Source organism: Hyphomicrobium sp. NDB2Meth4 (genome assembly GCF_900117445.1).
Classification (GTDB): Bacteria; Pseudomonadota; Alphaproteobacteria; order Rhizobiales; family Hyphomicrobiaceae; genus Hyphomicrobium_A.
In genome coordinates this window covers 37,473-63,359 of the sequence record NZ_FPEJ01000013.1, presented here as the reverse complement: position 1 = coordinate 63,359, position 25,887 = coordinate 37,473, and the positions used below count along the sequence as shown (strand labels likewise).

22 protein-coding genes and 2 tRNA genes are annotated in these 25,887 nt (G+C 64.1%); 6 read left to right on the top strand and 18 right to left on the bottom strand.

All coding sequences use genetic code 11. From position 1 onward, the window contains the following. Window positions 1-3: 3 nt before the first annotated feature. The 11 genes from serS to NDB2M4_RS15200 form a co-directional block, all read right to left on the bottom strand. On the bottom strand, window positions 4-1,287 hold the full coding sequence (gene serS, locus NDB2M4_RS15250) for a serine--tRNA ligase (protein ID WP_072376616.1): 1,284 nt from the start codon (window positions 1,285-1,287) through the stop codon (window positions 4-6). A 73-nt stretch (window positions 1,288-1,360) separates the two neighbouring features. Beyond that, a complete protein-coding gene (gene tatC / locus NDB2M4_RS15245; protein ID WP_072376614.1) occupies window positions 1,361-2,176 on the bottom strand; it encodes a twin-arginine translocase subunit TatC in 816 nt (271 codons plus the stop codon). After that, window positions 2,173-2,622: a Sec-independent protein translocase protein TatB gene (tatB, locus tag NDB2M4_RS15240; protein WP_072376612.1), complete on the bottom strand. Its 450-nt coding sequence runs from the start codon at window positions 2,620-2,622 to the stop codon at window positions 2,173-2,175. Before tatB ends, tatC begins: the two co-directional genes overlap by 4 nt. Before the next feature lie 71 nt (window positions 2,623-2,693). Then, entirely contained in the window at window positions 2,694-2,933 is a 240-nt protein-coding gene (gene tatA / locus NDB2M4_RS15235) for a twin-arginine translocase TatA/TatE family subunit (RefSeq protein ID WP_072378146.1), read from the bottom strand. Between the two features lie 174 nt (window positions 2,934-3,107). Next, on the bottom strand, window positions 3,108-4,229 hold the full coding sequence (locus tag NDB2M4_RS15230; RefSeq protein WP_083556431.1) for an ABC transporter ATP-binding protein: 1,122 nt from the start codon (window positions 4,227-4,229) through the stop codon (window positions 3,108-3,110). Between the two features lie 36 nt (window positions 4,230-4,265). Then, window positions 4,266-5,117 (bottom strand): SMC-Scp complex subunit ScpB, encoded by an 852-nt coding sequence (gene scpB, locus NDB2M4_RS15225; RefSeq protein ID WP_072378141.1) that lies wholly within the window; start codon window positions 5,115-5,117, stop codon window positions 4,266-4,268. Window positions 5,118-5,169: 52 nt separating this feature from the next. Further along, window positions 5,170-6,030 carry a segregation and condensation protein A gene (locus tag NDB2M4_RS15220; RefSeq protein ID WP_072376610.1) on the bottom strand — a complete coding sequence of 287 codons (861 nt, stop codon included), beginning with the start codon at window positions 6,028-6,030 and terminating at the stop codon, window positions 5,170-5,172. A gap of 71 nt (window positions 6,031-6,101) precedes the next feature. Beyond that, entirely contained in the window at window positions 6,102-7,133 is a 1,032-nt protein-coding gene (gene nagZ, locus NDB2M4_RS15215) for a beta-N-acetylhexosaminidase (RefSeq protein WP_072376609.1), read from the bottom strand. Between the two features lie 80 nt (window positions 7,134-7,213). Then, a complete protein-coding gene (locus NDB2M4_RS15210; protein WP_072376607.1) occupies window positions 7,214-9,016 on the bottom strand; it encodes an SPOR domain-containing protein in 1,803 nt (600 codons plus the stop codon). Between the two features lie 50 nt (window positions 9,017-9,066). Continuing rightward, window positions 9,067-10,881 carry an arginine--tRNA ligase gene (gene argS, locus NDB2M4_RS15205; RefSeq protein ID WP_072376605.1) on the bottom strand — a complete coding sequence of 605 codons (1,815 nt, stop codon included), beginning with the start codon at window positions 10,879-10,881 and terminating at the stop codon, window positions 9,067-9,069. 48 nt (window positions 10,882-10,929) lie between these two features. Beyond that, window positions 10,930-12,150 (bottom strand): deoxyguanosinetriphosphate triphosphohydrolase, encoded by a 1,221-nt coding sequence (locus NDB2M4_RS15200; RefSeq protein ID WP_072376603.1) that lies wholly within the window; start codon window positions 12,148-12,150, stop codon window positions 10,930-10,932. A 129-nt stretch (window positions 12,151-12,279) separates the two neighbouring features. On the opposite strand from NDB2M4_RS15200, the gene erpA reads away from it, so the two are divergent. Both erpA and xth read left to right on the top strand, forming a co-directional pair. Beyond that, on the top strand, window positions 12,280-12,609 hold the full coding sequence (gene erpA / locus NDB2M4_RS15195) for an iron-sulfur cluster insertion protein ErpA (protein ID WP_072376601.1): 330 nt from the start codon (window positions 12,280-12,282) through the stop codon (window positions 12,607-12,609). A gap of 54 nt (window positions 12,610-12,663) precedes the next feature. Then, window positions 12,664-13,446 carry an exodeoxyribonuclease III gene (xth, locus tag NDB2M4_RS15190; protein ID WP_072376599.1) on the top strand — a complete coding sequence of 261 codons (783 nt, stop codon included), beginning with the start codon at window positions 12,664-12,666 and terminating at the stop codon, window positions 13,444-13,446. A 1-nt stretch (window position 13,447) separates the two neighbouring features. Here xth and NDB2M4_RS15185 read toward each other — a convergent pair whose 3' ends face one another. Further along, window positions 13,448-14,428, bottom strand: a complete 981-nt coding sequence (locus NDB2M4_RS15185) for a tetratricopeptide repeat protein (RefSeq protein ID WP_072376597.1) — start codon at window positions 14,426-14,428, stop codon at window positions 13,448-13,450. Between the two features lie 300 nt (window positions 14,429-14,728). Here NDB2M4_RS15185 and NDB2M4_RS15180 point away from each other — a divergent pair, with 300 nt between their 5' ends. Further along, window positions 14,729-15,151 carry a hypothetical protein gene (locus NDB2M4_RS15180; protein ID WP_072376595.1) on the top strand — a complete coding sequence of 141 codons (423 nt, stop codon included), beginning with the start codon at window positions 14,729-14,731 and terminating at the stop codon, window positions 15,149-15,151. An 84-nt stretch (window positions 15,152-15,235) separates the two neighbouring features. Here the strand turns inward: NDB2M4_RS15180 and NDB2M4_RS15175 are convergent, their stop codons facing one another. The 6 genes from NDB2M4_RS15175 to NDB2M4_RS15150 form a co-directional block, all read right to left on the bottom strand. Continuing rightward, window positions 15,236-15,673, bottom strand: coding sequence for a hypothetical protein (locus NDB2M4_RS15175; RefSeq protein ID WP_072376593.1), 438 nt, complete (start codon window positions 15,671-15,673; stop codon window positions 15,236-15,238). Window positions 15,674-15,960: 287 nt separating this feature from the next. Then, window positions 15,961-17,022 carry a tetratricopeptide repeat protein gene (locus tag NDB2M4_RS15170; protein ID WP_171988118.1) on the bottom strand — a complete coding sequence of 354 codons (1,062 nt, stop codon included), beginning with the start codon at window positions 17,020-17,022 and terminating at the stop codon, window positions 15,961-15,963. Between the two features lie 584 nt (window positions 17,023-17,606). Continuing rightward, window positions 17,607-20,369, bottom strand: a complete 2,763-nt coding sequence (locus tag NDB2M4_RS15165; protein WP_072376589.1) for a valine--tRNA ligase — start codon at window positions 20,367-20,369, stop codon at window positions 17,607-17,609. Between the two features lie 180 nt (window positions 20,370-20,549). Continuing rightward, on the bottom strand, window positions 20,550-21,917 hold the full coding sequence (locus NDB2M4_RS15160) for a DUF2497 domain-containing protein (RefSeq protein WP_083556427.1): 1,368 nt from the start codon (window positions 21,915-21,917) through the stop codon (window positions 20,550-20,552). 294 nt (window positions 21,918-22,211) lie between these two features. After that, window positions 22,212-23,678 (bottom strand): TolC family outer membrane protein, encoded by a 1,467-nt coding sequence (locus tag NDB2M4_RS15155; protein WP_072376585.1) that lies wholly within the window; start codon window positions 23,676-23,678, stop codon window positions 22,212-22,214. Window positions 23,679-23,990: 312 nt separating this feature from the next. Next, on the bottom strand, window positions 23,991-24,674 hold the full coding sequence (locus NDB2M4_RS15150; protein WP_083556425.1) for a protein-L-isoaspartate O-methyltransferase family protein: 684 nt from the start codon (window positions 24,672-24,674) through the stop codon (window positions 23,991-23,993). A 186-nt stretch (window positions 24,675-24,860) separates the two neighbouring features. On the opposite strand from NDB2M4_RS15150, the gene NDB2M4_RS15145 reads away from it, so the two are divergent. From NDB2M4_RS15145 to NDB2M4_RS15135, 3 genes are all read left to right on the top strand, one after another. Beyond that, a tRNA-Cys gene (locus NDB2M4_RS15145) sits at window positions 24,861-24,934 on the top strand. A 64-nt stretch (window positions 24,935-24,998) separates the two neighbouring features. Then, entirely contained in the window at window positions 24,999-25,613 is a 615-nt protein-coding gene (locus tag NDB2M4_RS15140; RefSeq protein WP_139247324.1) for a thermonuclease family protein, read from the top strand. 169 nt (window positions 25,614-25,782) lie between these two features. Continuing rightward, window positions 25,783-25,857: transfer RNA gene (locus NDB2M4_RS15135), tRNA-Asn, on the top strand. Window positions 25,858-25,887: the final 30 nt, after the last annotated feature.

The window sequence follows — 25,887 nt, the reverse complement described above, 5'->3', positions numbered from 1 at the left end:
GTGCTATCCAGCCTTCTCGATGACGGCGAGGCCGCCCATGTAGGGGCGCAGCGCCTCGGGGATGACGACTGTGCCGTCGGCCTGCTGGTAGTTTTCGAGCACGGCGATAAGCGTGCGGCCGACCGCGAGGCCGGAGCCGTTCAGCGTGTGCACGAAGCGCGTTTCCTTGGCACCCTTCGGCTTGTAGCGCGCGTTCATACGGCGGGCCTGGAAGTCCCCGCACACCGAGCAGGACGAGATTTCGCGATAGGTGTTCTCGCCCGGCAGCCAGACCTCGATGTCGTAGGTCTTGCGCGAAGCAAAGCCCATGTCGCCGGTGCAGAGCATAATCGTGCGGAACGGCAGACCGAGGCGCTTCAGCACTTCCTCGGCGCAGCCGGTCATGCGCTCGTGCTCGGCGAGGCTCTCCTCGGGCGTCGTGATGGAGACGAGTTCGACCTTGGTGAACTGGTGCTGACGGATCATGCCGCGCGTGTCGCGGCCGGCCGAGCCTGCCTCAGAGCGGAAGCACGGCGTCTGCGCGGTGAGGCGCATCGGCAGCGCGGCTTCCTCGAGGATTTCATCGCGCACGAAGTTGGTGAGCGAGACTTCGGCGGTCGGGATGAGCCAGAAGCCGTTGACGGTCTGGAACAGGTCCTCCGCGAACTTCGGCAGGTTGCCGGTGCCGTAAGCGGCGTGATCCTTCACCAGCAGCGGGACGATGTTTTCGGTGTAACCAAACTCGCTGGTGTGCAGGTCGAGCATGAAGGCGCCGATGGCGCGCTCAAGTCGCGCGAGCGCACCCTTCAGCACGACGAAGCGCGCGCCGGAAATCTTCGCCGCGGTGGCGAAGTCCATGAGGCCTAGGCCCTCGCCGATCTCGAAGTGCTGCTTTGGTGCGAAGTCGAACTTCGTCGGTGCGCCGACCTTGCGCACCTCGACGTTGTCGTGCTCGTCCTTGCCGAGCGGAACTTCATCGAGCGGAAGATTCGGAATACCAGACAACGCATCACGCAGCTTGGCGTCGAGCACACGCTCCTCGTCCTCGCCCTTCGCCAACTCGTCCTTGAGTGTGGCAACCTCGGCCATCAGCTCAGCGGCCTTCGCTTCGTCCTTGGCGGCCTTGGCCTTGCCGATCTCCTTCGAGGCGGCGTTGCGGCGCGACTGGGCTTCCTGCAGCTTGGTGACATGGGCGCGGCGCGCCTCATCGAGCGCGATCAGCTCGGACGAGAGAGGCGCAAGGCCGCGCTTCTTCAAACCGGCGTCGAACGCCTCGGGGTTCTCTCTGATCCACTTGATGTCAAACACGTCAGCCTCTGCTCGCTAAGATGCGCAGTCGGGGGACGGTATAGTAGCCGGACGAAGGATGGTCCAGACGCGATCAATCGGCGGAGGATGCGGCTTTCTTGGCAGCTTCCTTTGCGGCTTCCTGGCGCGACACGCGGTCCACCATCCAGATCGACAGCTCATAGAGGCCCGCCGTCGGCAGCATCATCGCGAGCATACTGAAGGGGTCGGGCGGCGAGAGAACCGCAGCAACCGCGGTGATGCCGAGCAGCGCGTAGCGCCGGCCCTTCCTTAGGGTATCGGCGGTCAGCAGTCCGGCGCGGGCAAGCAATGTCAGCACCACGGGAAGCTGGAAGCAGATGCCGAAGCCGATGATCAAAGTCATGATCAGGGCGAGATATTCCGACACGCGCGCCTGCAGATGGATCTCTACCGGGCCGCCCGACTGCTGCATCGAGAGGAAGAAGCGCATCGCCATTGGCATGACGAGGAAATAGACGAGCAGCGCGCCGAGCAGGAACAGGACGGGCGTGGCGATGAGATAGGGCAGGAAGGCACGGCGCTCATTCTTGTAGAGGCCGGGCGCGACGAACTTATAGATCTGGCTGGCAACTATGGGGAACGAGATGCAGGCCGCACCGAACAGCGCCAGCTTCATCTGCGTGAACAGGAACTCCTGCGGCGCCGTGTAGATCATCTCGATCGGATCGGTGCCGCCGTGCGCCCACTGATAGGGCAGCACGAGAATGTTGTAGATCTGCTTGGCGAACATGAAGCAGACCGCGAACGCGATACCCAGCGCGATGATGGAATAGATCAGCCGCTGGCGCAGTTCGACGAGATGGTCGAGAAGCGGAGCCTTGGAGGCGTCGATGTCCTCCTGACCGGGCCTTGGCGCAAGTTCGGTCATGCCGCTCCCCTGCCCGGCTCCGGCTTTGTCTCAGCTTCCTGGCTTGCTGGTGCCGGATCGACGGGCGCAAGTTGGGGTGCCGGCTCTGCGGCAGGCTGCGAAGCGAGAGCTTCTGGCGCGGCCAGCGGCGTGCCGAATTTCGGTGGTTCTTTCGGCGTTTCGGACTTCGTGCTTGGTGCGTCGACCGGCTGCTGCAGACTGCGGGCGCCCGACTCGACCGTGGCATGCACCTCGCGGGCGGCCGCCTCGAATTCCTTCTTGAGCTGGTCGAGTTCGGCCTCGCGCATCGCCTCGTCGAACTGGCCTCGGAACTCGGCCGCCTGCCGGCGGATCATGCCGAGATACTTGCCAACGGTGCGCAGAAGGATCGGCAGATCCTTCGGCCCAACGACGATCAACGCCACGATGGCGAGGATCAACAGCTTGCTGGAAGTGATGTCGAACATGCGTCGTCCCGGTTGCCGACGCGCTCAATACCGTGCGCACCAAAAGGGTGGCGCGCGCCGCGATCGCCGCTTCAGCCCGTCGTCTTGCTTCTATCGCGCTCGGAGGTCTCAACCGGGCGCTGCTCGATAATCTTGGGATCGGCACCACGCGCCGGAGGATTTTCCCCCTCCTCGTCGTCAGAAAGCCCCTTCTTGAAGCTTTTGATACCTTTTGCCATGTCACCCATGATGGATGAAATACGCCCGCTGCCGCCGAAGACGAGAAGCGCGACAAGCGCAAGGATGAGCAAATGCCAGGTGCTCAGGCCCATCGTCATACGCTCCTTATGAGTTGCTACAGCCGCAACCGCTGATGTTACGGCAGCAATCGTTGCCGCCGGGACAACACTTGCGTCAAACGATATTGCAGAAAGCATATGGCCCTGCAAGGGCGGGCCGCCTAGAGCGTAAAGCCAAGTTATTACCGTGGCTTCATTTTCGCGGGGCTATGCGGGAAATACGAGGACGCGTGCGGGATTTATCGTGGCGCGGACCTCGGCTCCGCTTCTCCAGCCCTCACTCTCGCCAACCCGCACCTTAATTGGCCTTTCGAAGCCTTCGAGGGCCACTTCGAGGCGCGAGACGTCGCCGAGGAACTTAACGTCGAGCACGCGGCCGGGGATCCCCTCTCCGCCGCTGGAAAGGACAACTCCGCGCTCGCGGATACAAACTGTCGCGCTCTCGCCGGGGTTGAGGCCGGGGGCGGGCAGCACGCCGATGGGCGTTTCTACCCCGCTCGCGCCGACCTTGTAGGCGAGTTCGTTGATCTCGGAGAACAGCCGGGCGACGAAAAGATCGGATGGCTGGTGATAGAGCGTCTCGGCGGTGCCGGCCTGGATCAGACGGCCGGCGCGCATGACCGCGATGCGGTCGCCGATGCGCATGGCCTCTTCGGGATGGTGCGTGACGATCACCGATGTAGCGCGTGCCTCGCGCAGAAGAGAGAGCGTCTCCTCCTGCATGGCATCACGCAATTGCACGTCGAGACCGGAAAACGGCTCGTCCATGAGCATGACCGCGGGGCGCGGCACGATTGCGCGCGCAAGCGCGACACGCTGCTGCTGACCGCCGGATAATATGTGCGGATATTCATCGGCGAGGTGGGCGAGCCCGACGCGCTTCAATGCGGCCAGCGCTTCCCGATGCGCGGCCGCCTTGGTCAGAGCCTTCAAGCCGAAGGCGACATTGGCGACGATGGTCAGATGCGGAAAGAGAGCGAAGTCCTGAAACATCAGCCCGACGCTGCGCTCTTCCGGGGCGACGAAGCGCGATGGGCCGGCGACCTCCCGTCCGTTGATCAGGACGCGCCCGCCGGTCGGCTTTTCGATGCCAGCCGCGATGCGCAGGAGTGTCGACTTCCCGCACCCGGACGGGCCGAGCAGGCAAACAATCTCCGCTGGCTTTACGTCGAGGTCGAAACCGGCAAGCGCCTGGGTCGTGTCGAACTCGCGTGCGAGATTCTCGAAGGTCAGCTGGGCCGCGATGGTCGCGGCGGCGCGCCCCCGGTCCTCCCCGGATAGCGGGCGATTTGCGGCTGAGTGGGCCGACTTCTCAGCGAGCGATGACACGAGGGATACCTTCTTTACGCACTTTGAGACGCTGGATCAGGACTTATCGGCGTCCTCGTCGCCGGGCAAGGTCTCCTCGGCCGCAGCTTCCGCTTCGGCGGCCTCGACTGCTTCCGCCTCGCGTTCCTCAGCTTCGTCTGCCTCCTCAGCCTCGCGCTGCTCTTCTTCCTCGATTTCATCAAGGGGAACTTCGTCGGGCATCAGCGCGGCGACGTCGGTCGGCTCGGGCACGGTGAAGTCAGGCGGCAGGTTGCCATCGAGCAAGCCTGACGCGCGCAGCTCGGCGAGGCCCGGAAGGTCCTTGATGCTCTCGAGGCCGAAATGGACGAGGAAGGCATCGCTGGTGCCGTACGTGACGGGCCGTCCCGGGGCGCGGCGGCGTCCGCGCAGGCGCACCCAACCCGTTTCCAGCAGGATGTCGAGCGTGCCCGCAGATGTCGTGACACCACGGATGTCCTCGATCTCGGCGCGCGTCACCGGCTGGTGATACGCGATGATCGACAGGGTTTCGAGAGCTGCCTTCGACAGGCGCTTTTCCTGCGTCGCGTAGCGGTCGAGCAAGTAGGCGAGGTCTTCGGCGGTGCGGAACGCCCACTTGCCCGCGACCTTGACCAGATTAACGCCGCGGCCGGCGTAGAAAGCGCGCAGCTCCTCGATCAGGGCGGCGATGTTCTCGCCGTCTGCGAAATTAGCCGCCAGCTTGGCTTCGTCCAAGGGCTCGGATGCCGCGAACAGCAAGGCTTCGAGGATGCGCAGCTTCTCGCGGTGATCGGCAAAGGGAAGTGCGGCGACGTTGCGCGGAAGCGAACCGGGCGCGTGTGCGTCGTCGGACGCGCTATCGCTATCCTCCCGGCTATTGGGCACCAGGCTCAAGCGTGGCGGTTCCATGCGCTTCTCTTTCGTCATCGGATGTCCGGAACGCACACGGGGTTCATTTTGATCAGGCTATCCGCTGCCATTCTGCCTCGGCGTGCCCGCTGCCGTCCTTGCGCGAACGCATGTAAATCGGCTCGAATGGGCCATCCTGGCGCAGCTCCAGCTGGCCCTCGCGCGCCAGCTCCAGCGTTGCGCCGAACGCGCTGGCAACGACCGTCCTGCCGTTCTCGTGCTCCTTGGCCATCTGCAGCATGCAGCGCTCGAAGGCGAGCCAATCGCCAGGCGATGGCGCATTGCCGAGCATCCGCTCCAGCCGCACTCGCGCATCCTTGATCGACCAGACGGGCCGGACCTTGACGACGTGGCCCACCTTGATGGTGCGTCGGCGCTGATCGGCGTAGGCGTGCAGCAAGTCGTAGATCTTGGCGGTGAATTCGGTCTCGCGGATGGTGCGCGTGCCTTCAGGCATGCCGCGCGGGAAGACATCGCGGCCAAGGCGCATGCGCGTCATCAACTGGGCGCCGGCTTCGCGCATGGCATCAAGGCGCAGCAGGCGGAACGACAGGCGGCGGGCCAGTTCCTCGGCGCTGGTTTCCTCGCCCTGCGGGGTCTCTCGCGGAAGCAGCAGTCGCGATTTGAGGAAGGTCAGCCAAGCGGCCATGACGAGATAGTCAGCGGCAAGCTCAAGGCGCACTTTCTGGGCTTCGGCGATGAACAAGAGATACTGGTTGGCTAGGGCCAGGACGGAGATCTTCGCGAGATCGACCTTCTGGGTGCGGGCGAGCGCCAACAGGAGGTCGAGCGGGCCTTCGTACCCGCCCACGTCGACGATAAGAGCGTCTTCATCGTCGACGCGTGCGTCAACAGCCGGCTCATCCCAGGCCGAGGTAGCTTCGTTCTCTTCGTTTTGCGGCTCGGTGCTCATCGCTTCCCGGTGGCCCTCAATCAGCCGCTCGCGGGCGGCCGCGTCAGATCCCCAACAATATAGTGTTGAGCTTACACTGATTCAGCAGAACCGGCCGCAAACGCAAGGACCTTGGCCAGTTGCGCCTCGGCCGCAGCGGAATCAAACGGCTGCGTGGCTTTAGTAATGTTAAGGGCTGTATCAAAGCGCTCCTTGGCGCGCCCTTCGAGGCGGCCGGAACCCTCTGCGGCGTCTACCATTTCGGCCATATCGCCGTTGCAGTGAAGCGCGAGATCGGAGCCGGCGGCAATGACCGCCTCGGCGCGCTGACGCATCGGACCGGAAAGCGCCTTCATGCTGAGGTCATCGCTCATAAGGAGGCCGTCGAAGCCGATCAGGCCGCGGATGACGTCCTGGATGACAACGGACGAGGTGCTGGCCGGCGCATCCGGATCGATGGCGCGGAACACGACGTGCGCGGACATCGCCGCCGGCAAATGGCTCAGGGCCTTGAAGGGGGCGAAATCCGAGGCGATCAGTTCCTCGCGGGTCTCGGTGACGACCGGCAGCGCCAAGTGGCTATCAGCGGTGGCGCGGCCGTGACCGGGAATGTGCTTGATCACCGGCACGACGCCACCGGCCATGAAGCCATCTGCTACCGCTTTGGCGAGCGCCACGACCTGCTCGACGGTGCGCCCATAAGCGCGGTCGCCGATGATGTCATGCGAGCCCGGGACGGGCAGGTCGAGCACAGGCGCGCAATCGGTATTGATGCCGAGGTCGACGAGATCGGCAGCAAGCAGGCGAGTAGCCTCGAAGGCGGCTGCGAGAGCTGCTTCGCGATCGCCTGCGTATAGGGCGCCGTAGGCCGCTGCGGGCGGCAACGCGCGGCCAAGCGGCGGGCGCAGGCGCTGCACGCGTCCGCCCTCCTGATCGATGAGAACCAGAACGTCGTCCGCGCCGACGGCCGCGCGCACATCGGAGATCAGCGCGCGTATCTGCGCGTGATCCTTCAAATTTCGGGCAAAGAGGATAAACCCCGCCGGGCGGGCGTCCTTGAGGAACCGGACTTCGTCGGGCGACAGCTCGGTGCCGGCGGCTCCGACGATAAGGGCGGTGCGCATCACCTATCCAATGGCTGCTTCAGATGCGCGGGACCTAGCATCGCGTGGCGCACCCGTCGAGCGCGCCAGCGCCATGGTCCTTAGTAAGCGGTAACCCAGCAGTCCTTGTAACCATAGGCCTTGAGCTGCGTGCACAGCTCGTTTGCCTGGGTCCGGGAGCCTGGTGGTCCGACGAGGAGCCTGTGATACGGCCCCTTTCCAGCCAAGGTCGTCTCACGGACGTCCGGGGTCTTGTTGCCGAGAACGGGCCCGTACTGCTGCTGCATGTCAGCGAACTTGCGAAGTGCATCAAGCCGGCTGGTGCTGGAAGCCGGCACCGAGGCAAGCACCACGACGTAGCCATTGGCACCAGTGGCTGCGCTGCTGCTCGACGATGCATCCGTCGCGGCAACCTTCTGTTTCTTGGGCGGCGCGGCGGCTGGGGCCTCATCGTCGCGCAGGCTGGCGGTCGAGGAAGGGATGACCCGCGTGGTCTTCACATTGACGCCCGAGCGCGGCGGTGGAGGGGCGGCGGCGGGCTCTGGATCGGGCTGGCGAACAGGCTCGGTCGCCGCGACCCGCTGCGGGGCCGGACGGGAGTCAGTGCCGAAGGCGTCGACGACGGTGAGGCCCGGCACGGAAACGGGGGTGTCCGGTTCAGCAGGGGCGGACGGCGGCGCGATCGAACCATCGCGACCGACGACCAGCGTTTTTACCTGGCGAGCGCCATTGGCGCTGCTGTCCTCGGTCTCAGAGAGAGCAAGACCGCCGGCGTGGCTCTCCTCTTCGCCGAGACGCCCCAGGACCTTGCTGTCGGTGTGCGAGAACTGGCGGCCGCCCGGGTCGAGCGGCTTCTCCTTGGCGGGAGAAGCGTCGCTGGCAATGACCGGTGGTGCTCCATCTGGGGCCGGCCCGACGAGCGATTTATAGGCCTGGGCCAATCCGTAGCCGAGGCCGATAGCGACGACCACTGCGCCAGCAATGCGCATTGTCCAGCTGGCTCGGCGAGGCTCTTCGACCTCGTATCCCGCGTCGTTTTGGTTGTATGTCGGCTCAAGCGCGTTGCCGTGAGACTGATCGTAACCCAGTTGCGCGTGGCCATAGCCCTGCGGGTCGCTGAGCGGATCATCGTAGCCCGCGCCTGGCATTGACCAGTCGGCCTGCTGCAGCGTGTCGAACGGTGACTGGTTGCTGTTGGCAGCGTAGCCTGCGTCGGCCTGAAAATAGTCCGCTGCCGGCTGGGCATAGGGATCATGCTCGGCGTGCTGCGCGGGCCAAGCGTCGTAGCCTTGCACCGGTGCTTGAGCGGGCGCGCGGGGAGCGGCGTACTGGGGTGCCGCCTGAGGCGCCGCATACTGGGCGCGCTGTACCGGAGCGGGCGCCGGCTGCTGCTGCTGCGCACGGGCGTACTGCGGCGGCTGCGTGCGCGGGAACCCTTCGATCTCGTGCGTCGGCTGGGCATTGCGCGCGCTGTCGAGGCTGCTCAGCGCTTGGCGGCTGGGCTGCGTCGGCGGAGCGGTGCGCGGCACCGCGGACTGGGGCACATGCTGCTGCGGCGCGTACTGCGGCTGCGGGGCCGCCTGCTGGGCAGGGTAGTGGTAGGCCGGCTGCTGCTGCTGCGGATGGGCCTGCGGCTGACGCACCTGCTGCTGATGCGATGCTTGCGGCTGAGGCGCGTATGCGGGCTGCTGGCGACCCTGCGGGTCAGCGTATGCCTGCTGCGGATAGCCTTGCTGCGGCGGATACGATGGTGCCGACGGCTGCTGCGGCGCCGCGTACTGCGGCGCCTGCTGGGCGGCCTGCGGGCGCTGCGCCGGGTGTCCACCCGTGCGGGGATCGGGCTCAGCCGCCGGGTAGCGCTGTGGTGGCCACCCGCTATTTGCGGCACCTTGAGAGCGAGACATCTGTGAACCCCTCGAAGCGCTGTTTCAGTCGTTAAGCGTCGAATCGGAGTCTAGCGCATTGACTCCGGTGCCTCGACGCCGAGGACTGAAAGACCCGAGGATATCACCTGTTGAACGGCAGCGATCAGCGCCAGCCGTGCGGCGGTCATAACCCCGTCATCCGCCTGAATAAATCGCAAATGTGGCGAATCATTGCCTCGGCTCCACTGGCCATGCAGCGCGGAAGACAACTCATAGAGGTAGAATGCGAGCCTGTGCGGCTCTTCCGCCTTCGCCGCGCCTTCGATGAGCCGAGGGAAGAAAGCGATCTTCTTGATGAGGTCGATCTCGCCGGCATCGTCTAGTCGTGACAAGTCGGCGCCGAGCACCGCGGGACTGTCGGGCGACAGCTCGGGGAACACCTCCTGGGCGTTGCGGAAGACCGACGCGGCGCGCGCGTGCGCATACTGCACATAGAAGACCGGGTTGTCCTTCGACTGCTCCGTCACTTTGGCGAAGTCGAAGTCGAGCGGCTCGAGCTCCTTGCGGTAGAGCATCATGAAACGGACGGGGTCACGGCCGACCTCGTCGACGACATCGCGCAGCGTCACGAACGTGCCGGCGCGCTTCGACATCTTGTAGGGCTCGCCGTTCTTGAACAGCTTGACGAGGTTGACGACCTTGATCGCGAGATCGGCCGAGCCGCCGCTCGTCGCCCAGGATTTCAACTTGCCCTTGGCATCGCGCTCGACAGTGCCGCCGGTGAAGGCAGCTACCACCGCCAGCATGCGCGGGATGTAGCCGATGTGGTCGGCGCCGAAGACATTGACCAGGTGGCGATAGCCGCGCTGCAGTTTGTCATAGTGATAGGCGACGTCGCCGGCGAAGTAGGTGTAGCTGCCGTCCGACTTCATCAGGGCCCGGTCGGCTTCGTCACCGAACTCGGTGGATTTGAACAGCGTTTGCTCGCGGTCCTCCCACTCTTCGTCGTCGTGGCCCTTGGGCTTCTCGAGCCGGCCCTCGTAGATCAGGCCCTTGGCGCGCAGAGCATCGATGGCAGCCTTCACCTTGTCGCTGCCACCCCGGGTCAGCGAAGCTTCAGAGAAGAAGACGTCGTGCTTGATGTTGAGGGCGGCGAGATCGTCGCGGATCATCGGCATGATGGCGTCGATGGCGAACGCGCGCACCGTCGGCAGCCAGCGTTCCTCGGGCATTTCGAGAAGAGCGGCCCCGTGCTCCTTGGCCAGCGCCTCGCCAACGGGCTTCAGGTAATCGCCAGGATAGAGCCCTTCGGGAATTGCGCCGATGTCCTCGCCCAGCGCCTCGCGGTAGCGCAGGAAGACCGAGCGCGCGAGAACGTCAACCTGTCCGCCGGCATCGTTGACGTAGTATTCCCGCGTGACGTCGAAGCCGGCGAATGCGAGCAGATTGGCGAGAACATCGCCGAACACAGCGCCGCGACAATGGCCGACGTGCATCGGCCCGGTCGGATTGGCGGAGACGTACTCGATGTCGACCGTCTTGCCCTGGCCGAGCGTCGAGCGACCGTAGCCGCCCCCCTCCTTCAAGATGGCCTGCACCAGCCGGTGCCAGAATGCCGGCTTCAAAGTGATGTTGAGAAAGCCCGGGCCAGCGACACTGACGGACGCCACGTCCGCATCGGCGGAAAGCCTGGCCTGCAACTTCTCGGCAATGTCGCGCGGCTTCATGCGCGCGGGTTTGGCGAGAACCATGGCGACGTTGGATGCGAGGTCGCCGTGCGTCGGATCGCGCGGGGTCTCGACGTCGAAACCGCTGGTCGGCAGATCGGCCGGCAGATCGCCTTCCGATTTGAGCGCTTCGAGGGCCGCCGAAATGCGGCTTTCGATCTCGGCGAACACGTCCACGAGGGCGATCCTAATGCTGTGAGATTGGGCGAGAAAGTTGCGGCCCGCCTAACGCAAATCGGGGGTGTCGTCAAACAGCCGGTGGTGCTCGGCTATGGCATAGCGGTCGGTCATCCCGGCGACGAAGTCAGCGACAAGGCGGGCGCGGCGGCGCGCGTCGAGGCCTTGCGAAGCCTCGTGCCAGGCGGGCGCCATCGCGGCAGGATGGGCCAGGTAGTGTTGGAACAGGTCGGCGACGATGCGCTCGGCGTTACGCATGATGTGCATGACGTGCTCGTGCCGGTAGACGCGCGCGAACAGGAAGGATTTGAGCTGGACCACGCTGTCAGCGAGCTGCCCGGAGAAGCCGACGATGGGACCGCCGGCGCTGCGAATGTCATCGGGGCTGGCCGGGGTCAGATCCGCGAGGCGGCGCCGCGTCTCAGTGACGAGGTCGGCGACCATGATCGTGATCAGGCGGCGTGTCAGCTCGTAGATGCTGCGCGCTTCGTCCTCGGCATGAAGCGCGCGGACGCTGCCCATGAGGGGCCCCGATAACGGCTGCTGCTCCAGGTCAGCGACAGTGATGAGATGGGCGCGCAGCCCATCGTCGATGTCGTGGGTGACGTAGGCGATATCGTCGGCGAGGGCGGCGACCTGCGCTTCTGCCGACGGCCACGATGCAAGGTCGAGCGGTTTCCAGCGCTCGATGCGACCGGCCGCCTTGGCGACAGCACCGTTCGGGGCGACGGGGCCGTTGTGCTTGGCGAGTCCTTCGAGCGTTTCCCAGGTGAAATTCAGGCCATCGAACTGTGCGTACTTGCGCTCCAGCACAGTTACGACGCGCAAGCTCTGTGCGTTGTGGTCGAACCCGCCGAAGTCGTGCATGACCTTGTCGAGCGCGCGCTCTCCGGCGTGGCCGAATGGGGAATGGCCAAGGTCGTGCGCGAGGGCGATCGCCTCGGCGAGGTCTTCATCGAGCCGAAGCTGACGGGCGACGGTGCGGGCGATCTGTGCCACCTCCAGCGAGTGTGTCAGTCGCGTTCGATAGTGATCTCCCTCGTGGTAGAGGAACACCTGCGTCTTATGCGTCAGGCGGCGGAATGCGGTTGAATGCAGAATGCGGTCACGGTCGCGCTGAAAGGGGCTGCGGGTGGTGCATTCGGGCTCGGGTGTCAGACGACCGCGGCTGGGGACTGCGCTGGCGGCATAGCTGGCTGGCGCACGTTCCCCTGGGGCCAAAGCCTCGCCGTAATCGTTGGATCCGCCTTTGACGGCTGTTTTTGTCACGTTGGCTGCCCGTTTACCGCAGGTGTGCAGGCTTTGATTTGGCCGCCCGCAGCGCCTATCTTGCATAGAGACAGAATCCGCCCGACTGCAACCCCGGCGGTTTCATGCACCTTATCCGAGGTCACACCTATGAGCACTTCCGTCACCGTCACAGAACGCGCCGCCAAGCGAATCGCAGAGATCGTTGCTGGTGAGGCAGCGGCTGAAGCGTTGCGTGTGAGCGTCGAAGGCGGCGGTTGCTCGGGCTTTCAGTACAAATTCGATCTGGTGCCCGAGGCGGAAAAGGATGATCTGGTGCTCGAGCGTTCCGGCGCCAAGGTGGTGATCGACCAGGTATCGCTCGGGTATCTCGCGGGGTCGGAGATCGACTTCGTCGACGATCTCATCGGCTCTTCGTTCAAGATCAACAATCCCCAGGCGACCGCCTCATGCGGTTGCGGCACGAGCTTCTCTCTCTGAGCGGCCGGCGGTCGCGCTGGTCACGGCTTCGATTCTCGACTACGCCTTGCCGCCATGAAGGTGACCACCTGGAACATCAATGGCGTCAAGGCGCGGCTTGAATCGGCCCTTGCTTACCTGAAGCAGGAGCAGCCAGACGTTATCTGCCTGCAGGAGATCAAGAGCGTCACAGAGGGCTTCCCTTCAGAGGCGTTCGAGGAACTCGGCTACCATTGCGCGGTGCACGGCCAGAAGGGGTTCAACGGCGTCGCCATTCTCTCCAAGCTGCCACTGGAAGAGGCCAAGACCGGGCTTCCGGGCAATGATGCGGATGATCAATCGCGCTTCATCGAGGCGGTGATCTCGGTTCCTTCGGGGATCGTGAAGGTGGCGTCGATCTACGCGCCCAATGGCAATCCGATCGGGACGGAAAAATTTCCCTACAAGCTCGGCTGGCTCCAGCGCTTGCGCGCGCACTTCAAGACGCTGCTTGCCGAAGAAGTGCCGTTCGTGATGGCCGGCGATTACAACATCATTCCCGAGCCGATTGATGCCAAGCGGCCGGCGGCGTGGACGGGGGACGCGCTGTTCCAGCCGGAGACGCGCGCTGCTTATCGCACAATGCTCAACGACGGGCTGACCGACGCTATCCGCCTCTGCCATCCCGAGCCCGGCGTCTACACGTTTTGGGACTATCAGGCTGGCGCGTTCCAAAAGGACGACGGCATACGCATCGACCACCTGCTCTTGTCACCTCAGGCGAGCGACCGGCTCGTTTCTGCGGGTGTCGACCGGTTCACGCGCGCGTGGGAAAAGCCTTCGGACCACGTACCGGCGTGGGTGGAGCTCGATCTCTAAGCTACTCGCTACATTTGGCGGTGACGACGCTACCGGTTGCAGGGAGGAAGACCTTGCAGTCGACCGGCTTTGAATCGAGCTTGGCCTGCGCGAGATTGCTCTTGGTGTTCGATGCCAGCGCTCCACCTAGAGAGACAAGACGCTCCTCGGCGAGGCGGCGCATCATGCGCGCATTGAAGCTGTCGCGACTATCGGCGAGTGCCTTCTCGTAGCTTGCGCGCGCTGACGTCACGTCTGCGCGCTTTTCATAGATGCGGCCTTTGAGGGTGCGCGCGGCGGCAAAATCCTTCTGCAACGCCAATGCACGGTCGACGTCGGCCTCGGCTGCGTCTGTGCGTCCTTCGCGGAAGGCGACGTCGGCTCGGGCGTAGTGGGCGAGTGCATCGTCCCGCCCCTTGGCCAGCACGGCGTTGATCTCAGAGCGCGCGTGCGCCAGATCGCCCTCCTCTGCACGGATCAGAGCGCGCAGCAAAGTCGCCATAGCCGCATCAGGCTTGGCTGCCAGTGCGGCGTTCAAATCTCGAAGAGCTGCATCGCGGTCACCGATGCTGCGGTAGATCACAGCGCGGTGGTAGAGAAACCTCCAGTCGCCATCGCCGCGCTTCACGGCCTCATCCAGGTCTGCGATTGCGGCAGTATCATCACCCAGGTCCGCTTTGGCGGACGCGCGGGCTGCAATGGCGCGAGCAAAGCCCGGCTTCAGCTTCAGCACCTGGGAGAAGTCAGCGACCGCCTTGTGTGCCTCGCCGGCACGCCGCCAAGCGGTGCCGCGGTTGAAATAGCCGATATACATTTGCGCGTCGGGAAGCCGGCCGCTGTTCATGATGCGCGTGCACGCCGCCGCTGCGGCGGCGTCCCGGGCTGCTGTGCAACGGGACAGATCCTGGTGCATCCCTGCGGAGGCCGAGGTCACGAAGAGAGCTGCGGCCAGGAAGATGCCGGAGAGGAAACCTCCAACCAAAACGAAATAAGCGCGCTGCATTTTCGCCTCCCCTGGAGCGAGATCATTAGCCAATCGACGCGGATCGCATCCGACATTGGCGACCCGCCCAATTTGTTAACTGACCTGCGGGTCGCGCACTGTTCCGCGAGGAACAGCGGGCCGCGTCCGGGTTAACGAGGATGCTCGGAGCGGTGTCTCGAGGGCGCAATTGGGGCTCGCGGCGTTCAGCGACTTCTTACGTTTCTGGGCCAAAGTGCGCCCCGGAATGCAGCGGTTCCCGCCGCGGGTGGGAGCTAGTTTGTCCGCTTTGGACACAGTTGATTGCGCAGGGATCCGATTATGACGAATGAGATGATCAACCGTTGGGCGCGCCGGTCCGCCGTTCTGGCTGCAGCCGCGATTCCTTTCGCGGCTTTCGTCGGCTCGAGCGAGGCTGATCCGGCCGCAGGCTTGGCCGGCTCGTGGAACGGTGGCGGCTGGGTTTCATTCTCCAACGGGAAGAAGGAGAAGGCGCGTTGCCGGGCGCATTACACCGGCGGCGGCAATGCTTATACCGTCACCGCAACGTGCGCGACCTCGGCCGGAAAGGCCTCGCAGACAGCGAAGGTCTACAAGGTGAGCGGCACGCACTATAAGGGCAGCTTCTTCAACAGCGAGTACAACGTGCGCGGCAGCATCCGCGTGACGGTGAACGGGACGAGCCAGAATGTGAGCCTGTCAGGCGATGGTACGTCCGCACAGCTCAATCTCTCGCGCCACTGAGAAGTTCGGCTAAATCAAAAAGGGCCGATGCGCGCTAGCGCCTCGGCCTTTCGTTTGCTCGGCATTGCAGCGGCGGCTCAGATCTCAGACGTCGTGCTTGGCACTCGGCGATGGCTGCAGGGAGCCCAGCACCGAGCCGCTCCAGCGCTCCACTTTCTCCGGCAAGAACATGTAGCTGTGGAGCTTGAAGACAAGCCCGTCCTGCATGACCGTGTGCTCGCCGGTGTAGATCGCGTCGGCCGGGAGGTAATAAGCGCAGGAGAACTTGGCGATCGCCTTATTCACGGCGTTCGCAGCCATCTCCTCGTTCTCGCCCTGGGCCTGATACATCAGGAAATTGATCGAGTCGGTCTTGGCGTTGCAGAAGAAGCCGCGCACGCGCTCTGGCGGCTGAACAGTCTCGGCGTTAGTCGCCCGAGGCGCCAGGAAGGCGGCGGTGGCGACAAGGCAGAGAGCTAGGATGGCAAATCTTGCCGACAGATCCTGCCGAGAGCGGCAGAGCAGAGCAACGAGGCCGGTCATGCACACCTCCAAGGTCTAAGCGAACGCACCCGCTGTGCGCCTCACTCCGCCTTGGACGTGACCCCCATCGCCCGTTTCTTATGGGTCTTAACAGCGATGATATGAGCGAATCTGATGTTGCTCAAGCAATGGTCACCAGCCTTTGCTGCCCAAAATTGTCTCAGTGCAGCGCAGGCTCCGCCTTGGCGGGCCCCTACTCTAGCCCGCCATTGCCACTTGTGAATTGAAAAATTGCCGCCGCTCGGCGTCTTTTCCAGGAAACTGTGGCAACACGAGTTGGCGCTGGCCTAGTGCGGGGGAGGCGGAACGTTGCTGGCGCTCTGGCCAACGTCTCCGCGAAGTCCGACTTCCGACGCTGCGCCCTTGATCAAGGTGGCCGCATCAGGAAGCGCCGTCGCCTGCGCAGGAATAGCAGGGGATGCGGGGGGTGCGGGAGGCGGCGATGCGGCTTCAGCTGTCGCGGCGCCCATATCGTAAAGGACCGGCTCCCCGTTGCCGCACGTGCGGGTTGCCTGCACGGTCAGCGGGCCAAGACCGATGTCGTCGCGCGGCTCGGGTTTGCGGCCGTAGCGCGTGCGCCAGTCGGCGACGATGCCGGTGGCCTGCTTGCGAACGCCCTGCGCCGCTCCACAGTAAATGTTCTGGTAGATGTCCTCGATCCAGACGCGCTCGTAGCTGAAGGAACTTCCGACGGCGACCGAGATCAGCGCCAGTGCGCGGACCGGGTCTGCCTTCATGTATTTGCCGCGCCACAGCAGATCGGCGAGGAACGCCTGGGCACCGGGATGGCCTTTCTGGCTCAGCACCGACAGCCAATGCTTGGCATAGGGAACGTCGCTGGCGACGCCGTCGCCCCGCAAATAGAGCTTGGCCAGCTCGAATTGTGCATCCTCATCGCGGAAGAACTGCGCGGCCTCGCGCAGATACTCCATGGCGATATTCGGATTGGGCTTGAGGTTCACTTCCGGCAACCCGTTCAGCAGATAACCGGCAATGCGCGTCATCGACTTGGCGACGTAGGGGGCGCGCTGGTCATCGTCGGGATCGACGTCGGTGTGCTCCTCAGCGATTTGGAGATATAGCTCGTAAGCCTTTGCGTGATCGGTATGGGCGCCGTTGTTGTCGGAATAGATGCGGGCGAGATAGTACGGCGCTAGGAAGAGATGCGCGTCGGCTGCGTAATCCAGCGCCGGGATCGCGATTTCGTAATAACCGCCGTTGAAGGCTCCGATGCCCTGCTCGAGCGCATCCTGCGCCGAACGATACTTTGCCGCTGATGCTCCAAGGGTGCCAAAGCACACCAGCAAGCAAGCCAGCGCTACGCAAACCAATCGATCAAATAACCGCATCGCAGATCGCTTCCGCTTTGCCCCGGCAATAGGGCGCCGCCCGCAATTTGTCTGCCCCGCACAATCACCGAAATCCGTTTTGGACTGGCTGGCGATCGAGGGACCCTCAGTCTGGTGACGTGAAGGCAGCTTCAGATTGTCGAAGGTTGTGGCGGCCATTCTTCTGCTTTTTATCCGTGAAACCCGGAGACGACGCTCGAAAGCGGAGCGCCTACAAAACCGAACCAGGACTGCCTGTACCGACGTCTCTGAGAAGCTCGCGTCGCTGGCGACCACCCCGTCACCCGCAGCGCTTTCCTTGCACTCTCTCTAACGTGACGCTGGCGCCGTATTGTGGCCCGACAGAGGCAGTGTTCGCCCAAATCGTGGCTCGTTCGCCACAGATGCCGGAGGAGTTCTAATTTATTCCCAGATCGCGCCCGAGCTCCGGGGCGCGGCCGCCGAAATGGGGGCAACCGGTGGCTCTGGTGAGCTGGAAATACGGGCTCTGGAATCGGCAGGCAGGCATGCGTCTCGCTGGCGCTTCAGCGTGCGGCTGCCCTCACCCCGGCCCCCCTCACTGCATGCGGAAGGGGGGCGAGGCATTAGGCTTCGATGCGCTTCAGGGCTGCGGAGAGACGCGCGATGCGTTCTGCGTTCTCGACGACGCGCTCGCGGTTCAGCTCGACGACGTGCTCGGGCGACTTGGCGACGTTCGCCGTATTGGCAAGCCATGCCTCGGCCTTGGAGCGATCCGACTCGGCCTTCTCGATTTCCTTTTGCAGCCGCTTGCGCTCGGCATTCATGTCGATGATGCCTTCGAGCGGCAGCGCCACAGTCGCCTCGCCGACAACGATCAGCGCGGCGCCCTTGGGCGCTGAATCCTCGAAGGCAATGTCTTCGAGGCGAGCGAGACGACGGATGGTCTCATCGTTGCGTTTGGCGCGTTCGATCGTCTCGTCGCTGGCGCCAGTGATGACGAGCGGAATCTTCGCGCCCGCGGGCACGTTCATCTCGGTGCGCACCGAGCGGATTTCTGAGATCAGCTGGACGACCCAACCGATTTCCGCCTCTACCTCGGCGTCGACAAGCCCATTGAGTTTCGGCCACTGGCTGAGCGCGAGGATGTTGTCGCGCTTCTCGCCATGCTCGACGGCATGCGCCCACAGCTCTTCGGTGATGTAGGGCATGAAGGGATGCAGAAGCTTCAGGATCTGGTCGAGCGTCCAGGCAACGGTGGCGCGCGTTTCCGACTTTGCCGCCTCGTCATCGCCCGCGAGGATCGGCTTGATCAGCTCGAGGTACCAGTCGCAGAAGACGCCCCACACGAACTCGTACACGGTGGCAGCGGCTTCATTGAACTTATAGGCTTCGAGGCTTTCGGTGAGGGTGCGGGCCGCGCGCTCCGTCTCGCCGGTGATCCAGCGGTTGACCGGTTCCTTCACCGAGGCCGGATCGAAGCCGCGCTGGCGAACGCACTCGTTCATCTCAGCGAAGCGCGCCGCGTTCCAGAGCTTGGTCGCGAAGTTGCGATAGCCTTCCACGCGCTGCGTCGACAGCTTGATGTCGCGGCCCTGCGCTGCCATCGCGGCAAGCGTGAAGCGGAGCGCGTCGGCGCCATAGGCATCGATGATGCCCAGCGGGTCCATGACGTTGCCCTTCGACTTCGACATCTTCTGCCCCTTCTCGTCGCGGACGAGGGCGTGGATGTAGACGTCGCGGAAGGGCACCTCTTCCATGAAGTGCATGCCCATCATCATCATCCGGGCGACCCAGAAGAAGATGATGTCGAAGCCGGTGACAAGAACGCTGGTCGGGTAGAAGCGCTCGAGCTCGGGTGTCTTGTCGGGCCAGCCGAGCGTCGAGAACGGCCAAAGCGCGGATGAGAACCACGTGTCGAGCACGTCCTCGTCGCGCTTCAGGTCGACGGGCTTGCCGAAGTGCTGTGTCGCGGCGGCCTGCGCCTTGGTTGCGTCCTCGGCGACGAACACCTTGCCGTCGGGCGCGTACCAAGCCGGGATCTGATGACCCCACCATAGCTGGCGCGAGATGCACCACGGCTGGATGTTGCGCATCCACTCGAAGTAGGTCTTCTCCCAGTTCTTGGGGACGAAAACCATCTTGCCGCGTTCGACCATTTCGATCGCGGGCTTCGCCAGCTCGGCAGCGTTGACGTACCACTGATCCGTCAGCCACGGCTCGATGACGACGCCGGAGCGATCGCCGTGCGGGACGGTGTGCGTGGTCGGCTCGATCTTTTCCAAGAGCCCGAGGGCGGCGAGATCGGAGACAACGCGCTTGCGCGCCTCGAAGCGATCGAGACCGCGATACTCGGGCGGCGGCACATCGTTGATGCGCGCCTGATCGTCGAGCACGTTGATCTGCTCCAGCGCGTGGCGCTTGCCGACCTCGAAGTCGTTGAAGTCGTGCGCAGGCGTGATCTTCACCGCGCCGGTGCCCTTCTCGGGATCGGAATGCTCGTCGGCGACGATGGGAATCTCGCGTCCGACCAGCGGAAGCCTCACCTTCGCACCGGCTTTGATCAGCGCGGCGTAGCGCTCATCCTCGGGGTGCACGGCAACGCCGGTGTCGCCCAACATCGTCTCGGGTCGCGTCGTGGCAACGACGATGTAGTCCTTGTCGTAGCCCTTGATCTTCTTCGCGAGCGGATAGCGGAAGTGATACATGTGGCCGGACGGGTTCTTCGCCAGCGCCTTGGCGAGCGCTTCGGCGTCGAACGGCTTTTCCGGATCGCCATCAGCCCACGTAAATGTGCCGCGCGCCTCGACCGGCACCACTTCGAGATCGGAGATGGCGGTCTGGAACTTCGGGTCCCAGTTGACGAGGCGCTTGTCCTTATAGATGAGGCCCGCTTCGTGCAGCGCGACGAACACCTTCACCACGGCCTTCGACAGGCCCTCGTCCATGGTGAAGCGCTCGCGGCTCCAATCGCATGAGGCGCCGAGACGCTTCAGCTGATTGAGGATGGTGGAGCCGCTCTCTTCTTTCCAGGCCCACACCTTCTCGAGGAACTTCTCGCGGCCGATGGTGCGACGGTCGGGCTCCTGGCGCTCCATCATCTGGCGCTCGACGACCATCTGCGTGGCGATGCCGGCGTGATCGGTGCCGGGCTGCCAGAGCACGTCCTTGCCGCGCAAGCGCTCGAAGCGGCAGAGGATGTCCTGCAGCGTGTTATTGAGGGCGTGGCCCATATGGAGGGAGCCCGTCACGTTCGGCGGCGGGATCACGATGCTGTAGGGCTGAGCCCCGGCGCGCTCGGCGCGGCCTGCTTTGAACGCTTCGGCGCGCTCCCATTCCGCGCGAATGCGCGGCTCGATCTCGGCGGGCTGGTAGATTTTATCGAGCATGGATGGGATTTGGGCAGCAGTTTGGGGGGAGAAACGGAGCTGCGGTCCTACGCTCTCCGTTCCCGCGCTGTCAACGGTGGACGCAGCGCCGGGGACGCCGAGAGCCGCCGGTGCGGGCTATTTCATAGAACTGACATGCATCAAGGCATGCATGGAACCAGGTGACAGCAGGCCCTGCCATCAAGATTTACCTGTCCCCTTGCCCGATTCGATCTGCGCGGTGAGTTCGCTGCGGAGGGCATCTTCGAGGATGCGCTCCATGTTCTCGGCAAGCCATTGACGCAGCATCGGCCGCAGCAGTTCTGCAGCGGCACGATCGAGTTTGGCGGGCTGCGCGGGGGCCTCATCCGAGGCGACCTCGTGCTTCTGTGCGAGAACGGGAAGCGTCTGTCCGCCCTGCTCCTTCTTTTCGCTGACGCCCGTGATGAAAGAGCTTCCGGAGGCGAAAACGGACAGCGCTCCCGGTTGCTGTTGCACGAGATCAACGACGGCATCCAACAGCGCCTCACCGCCGGCAGGGAGCGGCTCGGAGACGAGCGGCTTGCTGGTGGTAACGGGCTTGCTGTCGTATGTCGCAGCCGGTGCAGCCGACATTGGCTTCGGCTTGGGCTGTGCCTCGGGCTCCATCGCGCCGGGTTTGGCCGCGGTCGACAATTCGACAGTCAAATCCGGCTTGGGTGGCGTCTCGATCCTAGCAGGTGCCTCGGGCTTAGAAGGTGTCTCGGGCCTGGCCTGCTGCTGCGGTGCTTCGACATTCTCTGCCGATGCCGGAGCGGCGGATGCGCCGGGTTTGGCGGCCTCTTTTGTCGTGCGCGGAAACGGAGCAACGTTGGGACCGGAACCATTGAACCCGGTGATGCCGGTGCGCAGCGGAAGAACGCGCGGTTCAGTCGCCGGCCCCGTATCAATCTCGGATCCCCGCAGCGCAGCTGCCGGCGATGGACTTGTCGCCGTCGGTGAGGAACTGGGCGTCGCCTGCAACGAGATGGGCTTTGGATCAGCAGACTGCGGCTTGGGCTGGTGTTTGCCCTCATTGCGCTGAGGCACCAATGTGCCGAAGTCGAATGAGAGAAGATCGGGTTTAGGTTCAGATGACTGAGGCGCGCCCGTGGATTCCTCATCGCGGAGTCCGAACGGCAGCGACACTTCAGCGGTAGGACGGCCGCTGCGGGGCTCGGTGATCGAGCCGTTGCGCGCTGTTTCGCTGCGCGAGGAGGTCAGTTCGGTGAGCGCTTCCAGGTTGTTGCGAGGCGTCTTGTCGGAGACCGTAGAAAGGTCTTGCTGCAACGACCGGCGCTCGCCGGAAAGAGCGGTCGCGACCTTCAGAGCGTCGGTCAGGCTATTGCTCGTGCGTGCCGGCGTCTGCGGATCGGCGCCATTGAGATTGCCCGTGTCAGGCGCGGATGCCTGGCGCGTGTCGACGAACGGCGTGCGGCCCATCGTGTCCGGCATTGGACTCGGACCGGGCTTGTCGTCGGCGATCATCTTGCGGATGGAAGCGAGTATCTCCTCCATGGAGGGCTCGGAGGCCATCTGCGGCTTACTCATGAGGCGCAATCCTCTACACGACGCGCAGTCGAGCCGCCCACCTGCGGCACTCGCGCGGTTCCCCGGTCGTACAACGGCGATGCCCGCCCATCAATAAGGCTACGCAACCCAGCGCTGCTGTGAGGACCAGCCACCACCCCTTGGTGCCTCAGACCACCCGTCCCAGCCGGCATGCCGTCACGCCAGTACCGTTGCTAGCCACGATCCTTGGCAGCTCTATGGCGCAAGCGGGAGCGCCCCGCATTTTCACGTGCGGGGGTGCATTTGCGGTGGGTAATGGTGGGCGGCGCGGTCCTACTTAACCGGGTCCCAGCCCTGCTCGACGGCCTGCGGCTGCGCCTCGAAGGTCTCCGTGCGGCCATCACCATAAGTGATGCTGAGGCCGATCCATTTACGGCGGACCTCCTGGTAGTGGACCTTCGGATCGTAAACGTAGGCCGCAGCGCCGATCCAAGCGGCATCGAGGCGTCCCATGGCGCTCAGCACGCTGTAAGCGGCAACCACGAGATTGCGGCGCGTCGTTTCCAGGTTCACCTGCGAGTTCAGGTACTCGAGCTCGGCGTTCAACACGTCGAGCAGCGTACGCTGGCCGACTTTCTCTTCCTCTCGAACACCCTGCAGAGCCACCTTGTTCGATTCAACCGCCACGCGGTCGGATTCGAGCTGCGCGCGGGCCGCCTCGAGCTGCGACCATGCTGCCACCAGATTCTGCGTCTGCTCGGTGCGGACTTGCTCGATCTGCTGCAGCAGGCCGATGTGATTCTGCTTGGCCTGTCGAACGCGAGAGTAGACGTCGCCGGCCTCGTAGATCGGGATCACGGCGCGACCGACGAGTGTGGAACTTTCCACTTCGTCGGTGAGCTTCGATGATCCGAAGCGATCGTTGTAGGCCGCTTCGAGTTGTACCGTCGGCAGCAACTCGCCGCGGATGCGCTCCACCGTGTACTTGGCAGCCTGCTCGCGGAACAGCTGAGCGACGACGAGCGGATCCTCGTTGTTGCTGACGCCGATGGCCTCCTGAAGCTGATGCGGCAGCAAGCGCTCCGGCGGACCGGGCCAAATCAGATTGCTCGGCGGATGGCCGATGACCTGCTGATAGCTGCCGCGGCTGGTGCGCAGGTTGGCGCGCGCCGCGTCCAGGCGTGAAACAGCGTCGGCGCGGCGAGCTTCGGCCTGAGCAACGTCCGTGCGCGTCACCTCGCCAACGGCGAATCGATCCTGCGCGGCCTTGAGCTCGCGAGAGAGCACGTTGACGTTATTCTCGTTGAGGCGAACCAGCTCCTGGTCGCGCACGACGTCCATGTAGGCTGTGACCGCCTGCAGCAGAACGGTGCGCTCCACGTCGCGCAGCACCTCGCGCTCCGCACGGACGTTGGCTTCCGCTTCGTTCACCGCGTTGTAGGTGCGGAAGCCGTTGAATATCGGCTGCACGGCTTCCACGCCGAAGCCGCGAGGCTTGGTCACGCCATCCAGGTAATTCGATGGGCGCTGATCGGAGCGCTCGATGCCAATGTCTGCATTGCCGGTAATCGTGGGACGATACCCCGACATGGCCTGCGACACGTCTTCGTCGGTCGCACGCTGGAATGCGCGCTGCGCGTCAAGACGCGGGTTGTAGCCATAAGCAGCGGAGAGTGCCTCTTGCAGCGTTTCCGCCGCTGCGGGAAGCGCAACGGCGTGCGCCATCGCAAGACACAACGCGAGCCGCACGCACTTACGCAGCGCGCTTGGCCTCTCGTGCCCCCGACGTTCCGAGCTCATACCCAAGTGGCGTCCCTGCTTATGTTGACGCTGATTTTTAATGGCCGTGCGCATTACTTCCCCTCGACCACACCGCCCGAGGCCTTATCGCGGCCCAGCATTTTGAGTCGTCAGTGCGTCGCTGAGTCTGGGGTGCCGGCGCTGATTTGTGTAGTGCCGGTGGACAGTTGGTGGAAAAGGGCTGTGGTGGCGTTGCTCCAATCCCACACCCCGTCGCGGCACGGAGCCGCATCATTCCTGTCCAACCCTACGGGATTGCGGGTAGATCGGCTCTCTTTAGGCACTTGGCTTTGCGCGAGTCCGATAATTCGTTCACAGGACGAATGCCGGAGCCTTGGCGAAGCCGGGAAGCTCGGGTGCAGCAGCATCGAATGCGACGCGCGCATCCATGGAGCGTCCGAGGCGACGCCAGATGGTCGCCTTGCCGATACCATTGTCGTTGACGATGGCGACCATCCGGCCGCCGTCCTTCAACTGATCGAGGATATCGTCCGGCGTTATGCTGATGGAGCCCTGCAGAAGGATCACGTCATAGGGGGCCTTGCTCGGCCAGCCGGCGCTTAGACGTCCCGAAACAACGCTGGCGTTGGTAACGGCCAACTCCGCAAGATTACGGCGCGCTCCAGCCACCAACTCCTCATTATTCTCTAGTGCGATTACAGAGCGCGCGAGGCGAGCCAGAATTGCTGCCGCATAGCCCGTGCCGCAGCCGATGTTGAGCACGTGGTCCTCTGCCCCGACATCGGCAAGCTGAAGCAGCTTGCCTTCAGTACGTGCTGGCAGCAGCCAGCGCCGATCGGGGCCGGGAGGAGTGAGCGCAATCGCCTCGTCCATGTAGGCCAGTTCCGCCATCGCCCCGGGAACAAATCGCTCACGCGGGAGCTCTCTCATGGCGCGCACGACGCGTTGGTCGGTGACATCGCTGGTCAGCACCTGGCTTTCGACCATGTTCATGCGCTGTGTGGCGGCATCAACCATCAGTTTTCCCTTCGGCATCAGATGTGCGTATCGACTAACCTAACATGAGCGGGCGGCAAAGCGCGACGGGACGTGCGGTCTCGGGGCGAGGTTTCCCGGCTGCCTCGGGCGCCCGGCTTGCGCTCCCTCACGCGCGCACTTTCCAGGCACCAATCCTTGTGATACACGGCGCACTCTTCACGGCTCCGGTAAGATGGAGCCGAAGGCCACGTGGCGGAGTGGTGACGCAACGGACTGCAAATCCGTGCACCCCGGTTCGATTCCGGGCGTGGCCTCCAATACACTCCCACTAATTTTCTGGAGTAGTTGCGTCTGTCCTCGGCGGGCAGCGCGCCCGATGGCATGTGGGAACTCTTTATTAGGGTTGCTGCGCCTAGCTCCAAAACCATGGTGCAAAGCCGATCGGGCAGCCGGATTTCCGAGGCGGAGCGCGACCGGCGCCACGTGCGCGCCAAGCGCGCCCGCCGTGACCGCTATTGGCGCTACCGGCATCGGTTCGGCCGCCGCGGGAGCCCCCGTCAACTCGCAATCAGCCTGGGCCTTGCGGTGGCGGCGGTCGTGCTGGCGGGCCTTTGGCAGTGGTGGACGAGCCCGGTCGGAGAGGACCGTCATGGCCCGGTGGAACTTTGCAATGGTCGGGCATTGCGCAGTTGCATCATCGACGGCGACACCGGGCGCGACAACGGAAAGAAATGGCGGCTCATCTCAGTCGATGCCCCCGAGCTCGAAGAGCCGGCATGTGATAACGAAAGGCAGCTTGCGCTTGCCGCACGTTCCCGCCTGCAGGAGCTGCTAGCCGGTCCCTATAAAATCCGCCCCAATGGGCGGGACGATCCGAACGGGCGTGCTTTGGTCGATCTCCAACTGCCGGACGGCCGGGATGTGGGGAAAATACTAATGGCTGAGGGCCTGGCCCAGCGCTGGCCGAACCGCGGCAATGTGTGGTGTGCGCGGTAATTGGCCGGCCGCTTGGCCCAACGGCACATAAGCAGTCGCAGGCCCCTTGATTATCGAGCGCGATTATGAGAGTTGAGGGTCGCCCTCGAGGGGCGGCTGCCTTGCCACAAGGCGCTAGCCGGGCCCTGAGCATTCTGCTAAGAGGCGCGACGCCCAAGAGGCTAGGTATTCCGCGGTAGCTCAGTGGTAGAGCATCCGACTGTTAATCGGACGGTCGTAGGTTCGAGCCCTACCCGCGGAGCCAATTCCCCCGCCAAAAGCGCCCGAATTACGG

What these genes read in the sequence shown, in the direction of transcription:
- xth (WP_072376599.1), top strand. Translation starts at nt 12,664, where the DNA reads ATGAAGGTGACCACCTGGAACATCAATGGCGTCAAGGCGCGGCTTGAA.
- erpA (WP_072376601.1), top strand. Translation starts at nt 12,280, where the DNA reads ATGAGCACTTCCGTCACCGTCACAGAACGCGCCGCCAAGCGAATCGCA.
- NDB2M4_RS15165 (WP_072376589.1), bottom strand. Translation starts at nt 20,369, where the DNA reads ATGCTCGATAAAATCTACCAGCCCGCCGAGATCGAGCCGCGCATTCGC.
- NDB2M4_RS15180 (WP_072376595.1), top strand. Translation starts at nt 14,729, where the DNA reads ATGACGAATGAGATGATCAACCGTTGGGCGCGCCGGTCCGCCGTTCTG.
- NDB2M4_RS15175 (WP_072376593.1), bottom strand. Translation starts at nt 15,673, where the DNA reads ATGACCGGCCTCGTTGCTCTGCTCTGCCGCTCTCGGCAGGATCTGTCG.
- NDB2M4_RS15185 (WP_072376597.1), bottom strand. Translation starts at nt 14,428, where the DNA reads ATGCAGCGCGCTTATTTCGTTTTGGTTGGAGGTTTCCTCTCCGGCATC.
- nagZ (WP_072376609.1), bottom strand. Translation starts at nt 7,133, where the DNA reads ATGCGCACCGCCCTTATCGTCGGAGCCGCCGGCACCGAGCTGTCGCCC.
- tatA (WP_072378146.1), bottom strand. Translation starts at nt 2,933, where the DNA reads ATGGGCCTGAGCACCTGGCATTTGCTCATCCTTGCGCTTGTCGCGCTT.
- NDB2M4_RS15160 (WP_083556427.1), bottom strand. Translation starts at nt 21,917, where the DNA reads ATGAGTAAGCCGCAGATGGCCTCCGAGCCCTCCATGGAGGAGATACTC.
- NDB2M4_RS15220 (WP_072376610.1), bottom strand. Translation starts at nt 6,030, where the DNA reads ATGAGCACCGAGCCGCAAAACGAAGAGAACGAAGCTACCTCGGCCTGG.
- NDB2M4_RS15140 (WP_139247324.1), top strand. Translation starts at nt 24,999, where the DNA reads ATGTGGGAACTCTTTATTAGGGTTGCTGCGCCTAGCTCCAAAACCATG.
- tatC (WP_072376614.1), bottom strand. Translation starts at nt 2,176, where the DNA reads ATGACCGAACTTGCGCCAAGGCCCGGTCAGGAGGACATCGACGCCTCC.
- NDB2M4_RS15170 (WP_171988118.1), bottom strand. Translation starts at nt 17,022, where the DNA reads ATGCGGTTATTTGATCGATTGGTTTGCGTAGCGCTGGCTTGCTTGCTG.
- NDB2M4_RS15210 (WP_072376607.1), bottom strand. Translation starts at nt 9,016, where the DNA reads ATGTCTCGCTCTCAAGGTGCCGCAAATAGCGGGTGGCCACCACAGCGC.
- tatB (WP_072376612.1), bottom strand. Translation starts at nt 2,622, where the DNA reads ATGTTCGACATCACTTCCAGCAAGCTGTTGATCCTCGCCATCGTGGCG.
- NDB2M4_RS15155 (WP_072376585.1), bottom strand. Translation starts at nt 23,678, where the DNA reads ATGAGCTCGGAACGTCGGGGGCACGAGAGGCCAAGCGCGCTGCGTAAG.
- NDB2M4_RS15150 (WP_083556425.1), bottom strand. Translation starts at nt 24,674, where the DNA reads ATGCCGAAGGGAAAACTGATGGTTGATGCCGCCACACAGCGCATGAAC.
- scpB (WP_072378141.1), bottom strand. Translation starts at nt 5,117, where the DNA reads ATGGAACCGCCACGCTTGAGCCTGGTGCCCAATAGCCGGGAGGATAGC.